General features: G+C 63.3%; 8 protein-coding genes and 1 pseudogene. 4 read left to right on the top strand and 5 right to left on the bottom strand.

Going from position 1 to position 11,492, the window contains the following annotated elements; genetic code table 11:
* Positions 1-162 precede the first annotated feature (162 nt).
* Positions 163-1,194 (bottom strand): DUF7146 domain-containing protein, encoded by a 1,032-nt coding sequence (locus ROS217_RS21175; protein WP_009820104.1) that lies wholly within the window; start codon positions 1,192-1,194, stop codon positions 163-165.
* A gap of 3 nt (positions 1,195-1,197) precedes the next feature.
* Positions 1,198-5,580 carry a bifunctional class I SAM-dependent methyltransferase/DEAD/DEAH box helicase gene (locus tag ROS217_RS21170; RefSeq protein ID WP_009820103.1) on the bottom strand — a complete coding sequence of 1,461 codons (4,383 nt, stop codon included), beginning with the start codon at positions 5,578-5,580 and terminating at the stop codon, positions 1,198-1,200.
* 175 nt (positions 5,581-5,755) lie between these two features.
* Between ROS217_RS21170 and ROS217_RS21165 the strand changes: the two genes are divergently transcribed.
* A complete protein-coding gene (locus tag ROS217_RS21165) occupies positions 5,756-6,049 on the top strand; it encodes a hypothetical protein (RefSeq protein ID WP_009820102.1) in 294 nt (97 codons plus the stop codon).
* 622 nt (positions 6,050-6,671) lie between these two features.
* Here ROS217_RS21165 and ROS217_RS21160 read toward each other — a convergent pair.
* From ROS217_RS21160 to ROS217_RS21150, 3 genes and pseudogenes are all read right to left on the bottom strand, one after another.
* The gene (locus ROS217_RS21160) at positions 6,672-7,373 is read right to left on the bottom strand and encodes an RES family NAD+ phosphorylase (RefSeq protein ID WP_009820101.1); all 702 of its coding nucleotides are present in this window, start codon (positions 7,371-7,373) and stop codon (positions 6,672-6,674) included.
* The gene (locus ROS217_RS21155; protein WP_009820100.1) at positions 7,370-7,771 is read right to left on the bottom strand and encodes an MbcA/ParS/Xre antitoxin family protein; all 402 of its coding nucleotides are present in this window, start codon (positions 7,769-7,771) and stop codon (positions 7,370-7,372) included. Before ROS217_RS21155 ends, ROS217_RS21160 begins: the two co-directional genes overlap by 4 nt.
* Before the next feature lie 58 nt (positions 7,772-7,829).
* Positions 7,830-8,222, bottom strand: a pseudogene (locus ROS217_RS21150) (antitoxin of toxin-antitoxin stability system); the annotation flags it as partial.
* 196 nt (positions 8,223-8,418) lie between these two features.
* On the opposite strand from ROS217_RS21150, the gene ROS217_RS24810 reads away from it, so the two are divergent.
* The 3 genes from ROS217_RS24810 to ROS217_RS21135 form a co-directional block, all read left to right on the top strand.
* Positions 8,419-9,645: a site-specific integrase gene (locus ROS217_RS24810; protein ID WP_050766486.1), complete on the top strand. Its 1,227-nt coding sequence runs from the start codon at positions 8,419-8,421 to the stop codon at positions 9,643-9,645.
* A complete protein-coding gene (locus ROS217_RS21140) occupies positions 9,639-10,556 on the top strand; it encodes a tyrosine-type recombinase/integrase (RefSeq protein ID WP_009820096.1) in 918 nt (305 codons plus the stop codon). Before ROS217_RS24810 ends, ROS217_RS21140 begins: the two co-directional genes overlap by 7 nt.
* Positions 10,553-11,492: tyrosine-type recombinase/integrase (locus tag ROS217_RS21135; protein WP_009820098.1), on the top strand; the 940-nt coding region annotated here is incomplete at its 3' end. The genes ROS217_RS21140 and ROS217_RS21135, both read left to right, overlap by 4 nt.

Genomic DNA, 11,492 nt, shown 5'->3' with positions numbered 1-11,492 from the left:
GGGCGTCCCCTTTGACGGCCGCCTGCCCATCTCTTGAAGGCCGCTCGGGTGTCGGGTGGATGAGCAAGGCCCGGGAACAAGGCGAGGGCGACGATCTACAGCCACGACTGGACTGCAGGGACCCTACCCCGCACTCCCGGGCCACCCTTTGCGCGATGCAGCTCAGCCCAACAGGCGCTGCCGATCCTCTGGCCCGATCTGCCCTGCCAGATGCTGGCGCAGCGCGTCCTTGCCGCTCGCCCGGAGATCATCGTTGAAATCTCCGAGCCGCGGTTCCAGCACCCGGACGGCAATCCCGGCATCAAGGGCTCTGGCGCTCAACCTCTCTGCCGCGCGCTGCCCGGCCGGATCGCGGTCTATGGCGATGTAAAGGCGCTGCAGCCCCTCCGGCAACTGGACCGCCCCGAGGTGACCCGACGAGAGAGCCGCCCAGACGGGAAGGCCGGAGGCCGCCTCGGAAAGGGACAGCATGGTCTCGATGCCTTCGCCGACCACGAGGATGTTGTGCTGCGGGGTCAGCCTGACGGCATTGCCCAGGAGGTGACCCATGGCCCGCCGCTGCGTCTCGACCTCCGCCTTCCCCTGTCCGTCAGGTGCCAACCAGGTGCGATGCACACCCTGCAAGGCCCCTGCCCCATCGGTGACCGCAGCTATCAGCGCCGGTCTGGGGATGCTCCGGGTCTGGCCCTCATCCCGATGCCAGCACTTCGGGTGGAAGCGCAGCGCGCTCATCGTGCCGCCTTGGGTGATGCCTCGGGAGCGGAGGTAGGTGTCGGCAAGCGTGCCTGCGACCGGCACCGAGGCTGCAAACAATCGCGCCGCCGCCGCTGGCGTGCCACCGGGGGCTTTGGCCTTCTTCGGCACTGGCGTATTCGGGAGGACCGGCTGCGGACGGCCAAGATGCGCTCGGGCCTCGGCCAGAAGATCGGGAAAGCGCGAGATCCCGGTTCGCTCGCGGATGATGTCGAGGAGATCGCCATGCTGTCCGACAGCCGCGTCCTGCCATTTGCCACGGGCTCCCGGTCCTGATGTGGGTCCAGTCAGCCGCACGAAGAGCGACCGGCCGGGGTTGTTCTGCAAATCGCCGACGATCCAGTAGGACCCTTCCCGCCGTCCGGCGGGAAGGTAGGCGCGACACACGCTCTCTGCGTTCTCCGCCAGAGCGCGGATCACATCTTCAGTCTCGGAATACATGGCTCAGCACCCTCCATGCGCATGTAGTCCTGTCACGCGACAACGTGCAAGCAGACGATCAAGCACTGCGATGCCGCTCGAGTCTGCTGGGCAGAAGAGCCGCAGCTTCCAGGCGATAATTTCCGAGAAGAACCCATCTGCCTTGAGCCGGTCCTTGGCGGCACCCAAAAAGCCCGACAGCTCGATCCGGTTGACGCCCATGACGCGCGAGCGGTGCAGCTCCATCCCTTCGGCCAAGCGCACGACCGTCTTGCCCTCCAGAACAAGGGCATGGACCTGCGCCGCCGTGAGCTTCGGCGCGTCGCTCGCCAGTGTGGTCGCGACCCAAGACGGCGAAACGCGGCGACCGATGATGCGCTGACCGTCATCGGTCTGCAGCCGGTAGACGCGGGTTTCATCCTGGGGGAGCTGCTTCCAGATCGGCAGCAAGAGGCCCGCCACGATATGCAGGGTGGTTTCCGAGAACTCCGGCACTTCAGCCAGTTCTGCCGTCCAGGCTTCAGTGAAGGCCGCGCGGTCGGCTTCGAGCCAATGGGTGTCGTCCATGATCTTGGCCGGAACCGTGCTTGCCTCGGTCGGCCGAATCAGACGTAGCCGCGGCTCGATGGTGCCATCATCCAGCATAAGGCTGGTGGCAGGCACCTGCACGGCTGCCCGGCCGGAGCGGCTGTTGACCAGTAGCCGCGCCTTCGGGTCGTCGAGCCAGTCGAGCGCATCCGCGAGCGCGGTCGGCGTGTTGCGGCGCTTTTCGGCGATGGTCAGCAGCTGGGTTTCCGCGCCGGAGCCGGGATGGGTGTAGATCACCCGCGCATCCGTGACGCGAAAGCTTTCGGCGCGCAGCGTCTCGAGCCCGAGGTCGTAGACCCCGGCAGCGATAGCGCCCTCGATTCGCTGGTCGAGGAGTTCCTCGAAGACCGAGAACAGCACGGCCTGCATGTCGATCGTCAGCGCGAGCAGGCGATTGAGGAAAGTCGTGATCGGGGGCAGGTCATCCTTCAGACCGTTGTCATCGGTCAGGCTGAGACCGGTCGCATCCTCAAACGCCCCGAGCGAGCAGCCCGCAACATCACCGCGATAGAGGCGGCGGTAAAGCTGGCGCAGGGCATCGCGGGCATAGGGGCTCTCGAGGTTGTCCTCGGGCCGGAACAGCCCCTGCCCGCCGGTTTGACGCTGGCCGCGCGTGATCGCCCCGAGCGTGTCGAGGCGGCGCGCGATGGTGCTGAGGAAGCGTTTCTCTGCTTTCACATCGGTAGCAACGGGCCGGAACAGCGGCGGCTGCGCCTGATTGGTGCGGTTGGTACGCCCAAGACCCTGGATGGCCGCATCCGCCTTCCAGCCGGGTTCCAGCAGATAGTGGACCCGCAGGCGCTGGTTTTTCGCGCCAAGATCGGCGTGGTAGCTGCGCCCCGTGCCGCCCGCATCCGAGAAGATCAGGATGCGCTTCTGGTCATCCATGAAGGCGGCGGTTTCCGCGAGATTGGCCGACCCCGCCCGGCTTTCGACGACGAGGCGCGCGACGTGCCCCTCGCCCTTGCGCACGATGCGGCGCGAGCGGCCCGTCACTTCCGCCACCAGATCAGTGCCGAATCGCTGGACGATCTGGTCGAGCGCCCCAGGCACAGGCGGCAGCGAGGCCAGATGCTCGATCAGCGCGTCGCGCCTGCGCGCAGCTTCGCGACATTCCACCGGCTGGCCGTCGCGCGTGACGGGCCGCGAGGAGAGGTTGCCTTCGCTATCGGTGAACGGCTCATAGAGCTGCACCGGGAAGGAATGGGCGAGGTAGTCCAGGCAAGCCTCTCTTGGCGTGATATCCACCCGCACATCGTTCCACTCGTCCGTGGGGATCTCCGACAGGCGGCGCTCCATCAGCGCCTCACCTGTCGAGACGATCTGGATGACAGCCGCATGGCCTGCGGTGAGATCAGCGTCGATGGCGGCGATCAGGGTGGGGGTTTTCATCGAGGTCAGCAGATGGCCGAAGAAGCGCTGCTTGGCGGACTCGAAAGCCGAGCGGGCGGCGGACTTGGCCTGGCGGTTCAGCGTACCGCCGGATTCGCCAGTAATGTTGGCCGCTTCCAGCGCCGCGGACAGGTTCCGATGTATGACTCCGAAGGCGAGCGCATATGCATCATATATCCCGCGCTGCTCCGGCGTCAGCGCATGTTCCAGCATCTCGTATTCGACGCCGTCATAGGACAGCGAGCGCGCCGTGTAGAGGCCAAGCGACCGCAGATCGCGGGCCAGGACCTCCATCGCGGCAACACCGCCAGCTTCGATAGCTTGCACAAATTCCGCCCGCGTCGAAAACGGAAAGTCCTCGCCACCCCAGAGCCCGAGGCGCTGCGCATAGGCGAGGTTGTGCACCGAGGTTGCGCCGGTGGCCGAAACATAGACCACGCGGGCATTGGGCAGCTTATGCTGCAGGCGCAGGCCCGCCCTGCCCTGCTGCGAGGCCGTGACATCGCCGCGCTCGCCCTTTGATCCGGCGGCGTTGGCCATGGCATGGCTTTCGTCAAACAAGATCACCCCGTCGAAATCAGCCCCGAGCCAGTCGACGATCTGGTCGACGCGGGACTTTTTTGCGCCCCGCTCCTCGGAGCGCAGCGTGGCATAGGTGGTGAACAGAATGCCCTCGGAGAGCGGGATGTCGCGGCCTTGTGCAAAACGCGACAGCGGCGTGACCAGCAGCCGCTCCTGGCCAAGGGCAGACCAGTCGCGCTGAGCGTCCTCGAGAAGCTTGTCGCTCTTCGAGATCCAGAGCGCCTTGCGCCGACCCTGAGCCCAGTTGTCGAGCACAATCCCGGCCGACTGGCGGCCCTTGCCCGCCCCGGTGCCGTCGCCAAGGAAGAAGCCGCGGCGGAAACGGACAGCGTCCGTGGCATCGTCGGGCGCGGCCGAGACCATGTCGCCGGTTTCATCGACAGTCCACGAGCCGGCGAGGTGCGCAGATTGCGCCTCGCCCGCATAGATCACCGTTTCAAGCTGGGCGTCAGAGAGCAGGCTCTCGTGCAGAACGGCGGCGGGCAGTTTCGGGCGGTAGGAAGGTTTCGGGGGCGCGACGGACGCCATCGCCGCCGACTGCACCAGCTTCGTCGGGTGCGGTGCCGCGTCGGGAATGTCGATGGCCTGAAGCCGGAAGGTCTCGTAGATCGCGTCGGAAAGGCGCGCGGTATTGGCCTCCTCAGTCGCATCGCGCAGCGCATAGGCCAGATCTTCGGCCTCGATTTGTGCGCTGGACTGGTGGGAACTGGCCGCAGGGGTCGCGCGCGATGTACCGATGGCAGCGCGCGTGGCGCGGGCAGGATTTCCCGGAAAGGGGGAAGAAGGGCCCTGCCCGGCGGGTGCGACCTGCGCCAGCGCAAGGCGCGGGGGGACATGGGTAGTAATCAGCGACAGCAGGCTGGCGACATCAGGCGAAATCGGGCGCGCCAGATCGGCTGTGATGCCGCCCGCCTCGCCGCCGCGGCATTTGTCGAAGACCGAAATCCGCGTCTCGAAGCTGGTGCCATGTTTGGCAAACGCGGCACCGGATACGGCACCTGTAAAGACCAGATGCGCGGTCTCGGTCAGGCAGCCAAAGGTTTCGGCCCAAGCCGGGGAATCGGGCGCGAAGCACGCACCGGTGATGGCGACCAGCCGTCCGCCGGGGACCAGGCGCGCGAGCGCAGAGCGCAGATGCCGCGCTGTCGCCTCGGTGGTGCGGGCGTCGACATTGGCCACCGCCGAGAACGGCGGGTTCATCAGGATGACGCTCGGGCGCAACCCTGCGTCCAGATGATCGTCGATCTGGGCTGCGTCAAAGCCCGTGACAGGCCGGCCCGGAAACAAGCGACGGAGGAGATCAGCGCGGGTGTCGGCAAGCTCGTTCAGCGCGAGGCTGCCGCCCGCGATTTCCGCGAGGACCGCCAGAAGGCCCGTTCCAGCCGATGGCTCCAGCACCAGATCGCGCGATGTGATCTGTGCTGCCGCCAGCGCCGCCAAGCCCATGGGCAGCGGCGTCGAGAACTGCTGGAACCGCTCCATCTCCTCGGACCGCCGCGTATGGGTCGGCAAAAGGCCGGACACCTTAGCAAGGATCGGCAGCAAGGCGGCAGGCGAACCGGCACGTGCCAGGAGCGCGCGGCCAAATTTCTGCATAAACAGGACCAGCGCTGCTTCGCCTGCTTCATATGCCAGCTTCCAGTCCCAGGCGCCGGTCGCATCGGAGCCACCAAAGGCGCGCTCCATCTCAACGCGCAGCCGCAGCGCGTCGATCTGGAAACCTTGCGCCAGATCAGGCTGCAGCGCTTCGGCCACGCTCAAGATCGCAGCGGCCGTATCAAGGGACGGGATGGGGACAACAGACGCAAGGGCGCGCTCGGTCGCAAAATGGGCGAGATGGGTCATCGGGAAACTCCGGAATGAGGGACAGGATCAGCCCCGGACACCCTCTTTCGGGCACCCTCAGGCCTGACCTTCCCCGGCCATCCTCTTCCTCTCAAACCCCATGATTTCCGCAGTGGCTTGCTTTTGTTCCTGTTATGTTCTATTTTAAGAGCCACGCTAAGAAGGGAAATCCCCGATGGAAAGCACCACTTACGCCCTGCCCGCGACGCCCAAGCAGATCGCCTACGCACGCGCGCTGGCCCTGCGCAACCAGACGCTTCTGCCGTGGGACGTTCAGCAAGATCGGCGCTCCTTGAGCGCCTGGATCGACGCACAGGCCAAGCTGAACCTGGGCGCGCAGGACAGCCGCCCGTCATCAAAACAAGTCGCCTTCGCCGAGCGCCTTGCCCGGATCAAACGCCGCGCCGTTCCGGATGAATGCTTCCGCGACAAGGGGCTGATGTCGAAGTGGATCGACGGGAACAAGTGAGAACGGCACTGGCTGGCTCAGCTAGCTCCGGCCTTCCGGAGCTTTTGCCATACCGTGGCTTGGCAAATCGAGCGTAGTTGCCAACCTGTAGATTGGCAGATTAGCCCTTCGGGACATCAGCCTCGGTCAAACTCCTGTCCGAAGGACCAAGGTCTGGTCCCGACGGCGCGCCGGGAGGCACATCGCATCGAGATTCGGCAACCACCGCAAGTCGCCGCCGTCTCTCAAACCCGCGTCTTCATATCTCCCACCACTTGGGGCTAGCCCCTCAGTTCTTTGGAAATCTCAATATTGGAGCGTCCATAACGCTGGAAAAGTATCCTGATCAAAGACAACTATAGTGGTCTCTTGGGGCAGAGGCGTCGCCGCCCTCAGCGCGTCTATGGGAAGCCCAGAAGACCGGCGGACTCAGTCCATCTTTGGAAGCCATGTGTTTTGCCGGAATGACCTCTCTTTCGTCCGGCGAAATGCTGCTCGTAGTGCGTCCGGAGGTGAGGGCAGACAGTCCAAAGCCTCAAAGAACACCTGATGGTCACATGGCTTCAAGTGCGTGACCTCCGCGCTATTGTCATTAGCCGGTTTCATTTCTTCGGACCTCCAAGGGCGCTTGCGCTGTAACTCGTCAGCCGACAGCCGTAACCGAGTAGTGCGGTGTCCCATTCCAAACAAGATCCCAGGATGCGCCCGGTCGGACGTTCTGGATCGCGTGCGGCTCGAAGCAGACGAGGCAATTCCCGCCCGGCGCGGGAGCCCGAACTGAGGGGTAGATCAGGCCACGCGATCCAGCCCGGCGGAGATGCTGGGCCAGGCTCTGGCCCTCGGGATATCCGACCGCCGGATCCGGATGCAGTGCGGGATGGCCCGGCTCGTCGGTCATGTCGTCGAAGACGCCGATGAAATCCGCCAGCAGTTCCACATAGCGAGCGCTGTCATGGAAGCTGCCGGTAAAGCCGAGTTCGCGCGTGCGGTGCCAGGCCACTTCGCTGACGGACACCATCACATCCCATGCGCAATACCACGCGCCGCGCTCCTCGGTGTTGAATCGGTTTCCGCCGATGCGGGTGTAGGTGAAGGCGGCGTTGACATGACTGTCGCCGTAAATGCGCAGATCGCGGCTGCGCCGCTGCCAGGCAAGCTCGCGCGGGTCCAGATGGGGATTGCGGCCACGCTCGGCCAAAAGACGGCCGCTGGTCATGCCCTCGATCTCCGCCAGAATCTCCATCTCGTCATCGGTATCGACGAGACCGCGCAGCGCTGGTGGCTTGTGGTAGGTGGCGGGCAGGAGGCGGACGAGACCGCGATCGGAAACCTCGGTTTGCTTCATGCCCCGCCACGCAACGCATCAAGATAGGTCCGCACCGCGAGGATCTGCGGCAAGCCCCCGTCGATGGCGGTGTCAACCGGACGGCTACCCCCGAACAGCGGCCCTGTGTTCGGTCGGGTGAACCAGCGTCGCGCGAGCGGCTCGGAGAAGTAGAGTTCGAGCGATTTGTAGATGCCGATCACTGCACTAAGCCGCAGCAGTTGATCCTTGGTCAGTTCCCCCGCAAAATCCGGCTTCTTGGCCCGCTTCCACGTGCTCACCGTCATGTCGGCAAGGCTAGCCGCTTCGTTCAGGTTGAGGCCCCAGGCATCGGCCACGCGCGCATAGGCCTTCAACGCGACGGCGTTGATCTGTGCGGGTTCTCGGATTTTCTCTGCGACGTACATGGCGTCCTCCATTGGCCTGAATATAGATCATATGGCCTCATTGTAAAGATCAAATGAACTGCCCGCGCTCTCACCCGAACCGGCGCCCTTCTTCGGTGAAGGTGTACTCGTTGACGATGATCCCCTCCTCTATGGCCTCGTCCGAGGTCAGGTGGTCGTATTCAGCCTGAAGCTGGCGGTAGAGCCAGCGGGCCAGATCACGCAGCGCCTCGGTCACGATCTCCTCGGCGTCTTCGGTCGGCGGCTGCCAGGTCGGGCTGTCCCGCGTGACGTCCACCGACATGGTGTATTCGTGGTGGTAGCGGCCGCGATGGCTGACCTCGGCGGCGAGCTGGTAGAAGTTCCGCCGCTGGATGGCCAGCAGCCGGTCGGCGATACCATGCAGGGTCGCGTCGGTAGGGGCGTAGTTCCGGATGCGCGCGGCCGCGCCCTTGGCGTGGGACCAATAGCCCTCGAAGCAGGCCTTATGCGGTGCTCTGCATAACGCCTGTTATGCCGCGCTACGGATTATGCGGAGCGGTCAGGTCATCACGCTGTAAACGCGAGTGATTTTCGACAATCCGCTCCGCATAACGACGAGCTTGTGCCCTCGCGGGTTCTTTTGGGCGAGAAGTGGTTCGCCGGCATTTTCCGGCATTGAACCCATGTCAGGAGATCGAATGTCCAGCACCCCCAAGAAAAGGCGGAACACTCCGCGGTATCTCACGCTTTCAAGGCTTCATTTCGCCCGCCCACACTTCGAGGGCTATGTCCGTTGGCTTCACGCACGGAATTACACCAAGTCAACGATTTCAATGCTGACCATTTACTTGGGGCATTGGACGGATTGGATGCACGACGCCGGCTATGATCTCGGCACCATCCACAGCGGATACGCAGCATCTGTACCGGCCTTCAGGGCCATGCCGAATTACTCTATGCGATTGCGATCAGGTGCCCTGTTTGTTCTCTTCCTTGAAGAACTGGGTATTGTCGACCCACTGCCGAAGCCGCCGTCCCCGAGTGATCGGTGGCCGATCCTTGGCGAGTTCCGGGATTGGATGCTCCGGAATCGCGGGGTGTTGGACAGCACCCTCGACACCTATCAGAACATCCTTGTTCACATGTTCCTCGTTCTTGGCGACGCGCCTGAAGCTTATAGCGCCCATGCAATCAGGGAGTTTGTGTTGGGACGCGCGGGCATGCACGGCGTTGCCCATGCAAGGATAACGGTGACCGCCACTCGCGCATTCCTGCGTTTCCTGATCGCAACTGGGCGTTGCCCGGCCGGCCGTGACCAGGCCATCCCGAATTTTGCGGGCTGGCAATTGGCGCCAGTACCGGACTTTCTCAACGACACTGACATCACGAGGATCGTGGCTGCTTGCAGCGGTGAGGCCCGCCTGCGCGATCGCGCGGTCATTCTGTTCCTTGTCCGACTCGGCTTGCGCGCAAGCGAAGTCGCAAACCTTGAGTTCGATCACATCGACTGGCGGAATGGTCGCATTGCCATCAGGGGTGGCAAGTCCCGTCGTGAAGAATGGCTGCCTCTTCCTCAAGAAGTCGGCGAAGCGCTGCTGGCCTATCTGGATCGGGGACGGCCGTCATTTGCCACGCCGCGCGTGTTCGTCACAGCAAAAAATCCGATGCGTCCGATGTCGAGGTTTGCTGTGAACTGTCTGGTTCAGGCGGCTCTTGACCGGGCGGGCATCCAGAGTGGCCGACGTGGTTCCCATCTGCTTCGTCATTCGGCGGCGACAGCGATGCTTCGGCATGGGGTCAATCTTGCAGGGGTCGGAGCGGTCCTCCGGCACCGCTCGCTGTCCACCACCATGCAATATGCGAAGGTTGACTTCGCTTTGCTCCGCGAAATCGCTCAGCCCTGGGCGGGGGAGGCCGCATGTTGATCGAGAAAATCAATCGCTACATCGCACTGCGACGGTCGCTTGGCTTCAAGCTCAAGGAGACGGCCAAGAACTTGGCTTCGTTCGGCCAGTTCGTCGAAGCCAAAGGTGAGCGACACGTTAGGACGGCAACAGCGGTGGCCTGGGCTGAAGGTGCGTCGACGCCAGACACTCGGTATCGCCGCATCACGGATGTCATCCGGTTGGCAACCTTTCTGCACGCAGAAGACGCTTCACATGAGATTCCGCCGGGAGGCATCTTCAAGGCGCATCGGACCAAGTTCATTCCTTACATCTTCACGGACGATGAATTGGCGAGGTTCATCGTTGCAGCTCGAGTCAGGCAACAGAACGAAAGCTCTCCAGTTCGGCGCGAAATCTATGCCGTCCTGTTTGGCCTGATCGCATCGACCGGCTTACGGATATCGGAGGCCTTGAACCTGACCCTGAGTGATGTTCTGCCGGATGGCATCTTGCACATCCGAAAGACCAAGTTTGGCAAGAACCGGATGGTGCCACTGCATCCGAGTATGATGGGCGTTCTCGACCGGTATCTGGAACTGAGGCTGGACGTCGCGGCCGAGGACGACCATCTCTTCCTTTCCGAAGGAAAGAGGAAAATCTATTACTCTGTCCCGCATAGGGCGTTCCACGAAATCCTTGCCATCGCGGCGATTGCGCCCGGTCGGCCCAGGCGCCCTCGGATCCACGATCTGCGCCACACCTTTGCGACACGGGTGCTCGAAAAGTCTGGGGCCGGGCGCGAAGCGATTGCGCGCAATGCTGTCGCGCTGATGACGTACATGGGGCATTCCAACCTCCGATACACGTACTGGTATCTGCATCGGACGCCCGAGCTGTTGGCCGAAATCTCTGCCGCAGCCGAGGAACTCTTGACGGGGGGCGGCTCATGACAGCTCTTGCGCCGGCCATTACGCAGTTCATGCAGGATTACCTCCCTCGGCAGCGCGGGTTCAGCGCCCACAGCAGCGAAACCTATGCGCATGCCTTCAAACTGCTGTTCCAGTTCGCGGCGAGGCGTGTCGGATCCAGCCCGTCGCAGCTCAGTATCGAGCAGCTGGACGCACCATTGATCCTGGCCTTTCTGGATCATCTCGAGACAGATCGGGGAAATGGCGCCACTTCGCGAAATGCACGGCTCGCGGCCATCAAGTCGTTCATGCGGTTCGTTGAATACCAGTATCCAGCCCTCCTGGCCCAAGTCGCGCAAATCCGGGCGATCCCGACAAAACGTTGCGAGAACAAGCTGGTCCAGCACCTGTCCAAGGACGAGGTGCAGGCCGTTCTGAATGCTCCCGATGTCACGACGCGCTTGGGTGCCAGGGATCGCGCCATGATGCACCTTTGTTTTGCGGGTGGGCTTCGCGTGTCGGAACTCGTAGGGGCTGCCTTGACCGATCTGGTTCTAGGCCAGGCTCCAAGCCTGCTTGTTCGAGGAAAAGGGCGAAAGCATCGGCACTTTCCACTCTGGAAGCAGACAGCCTCAGATCTGCGAGCTTGGCTTGCCGTGCGGGGGCTTACGCCTGCGCCGGAGATCTTCGTCAATGCCGAAGGGAGAGCGATGACGCGATCCGGGTTCGAGTATGTGCTCGACAAACACGTCGTGAAAGCGTCTCAGCACTGTCCATCATTGGCGGGGCGTTCAGTGTCGCCCCACCAGCTCAGGCATAGTTGCGCCGTCATCATGCTGGAGGCGACCCGCGACATCCGAAAGGTCGCGCTTTGGCTGGGACACGCGGACATCCGAACGACCGAGACCTATCTGCGCGTTGATGCAGCCCAAAAGCTCGAGGCTGTAGAGGCGGTCATCCCGCCCGAGCTGCGTCGCG

The organism is Roseovarius sp. 217, from assembly GCF_000152845.1.
GTDB lineage: Bacteria > Pseudomonadota > Alphaproteobacteria > Rhodobacterales > Rhodobacteraceae > Roseovarius.
The sequence above is the reverse complement of the archived record's forward strand: the minus strand, read 5'-3'. Positions and strand labels throughout refer to the sequence as shown.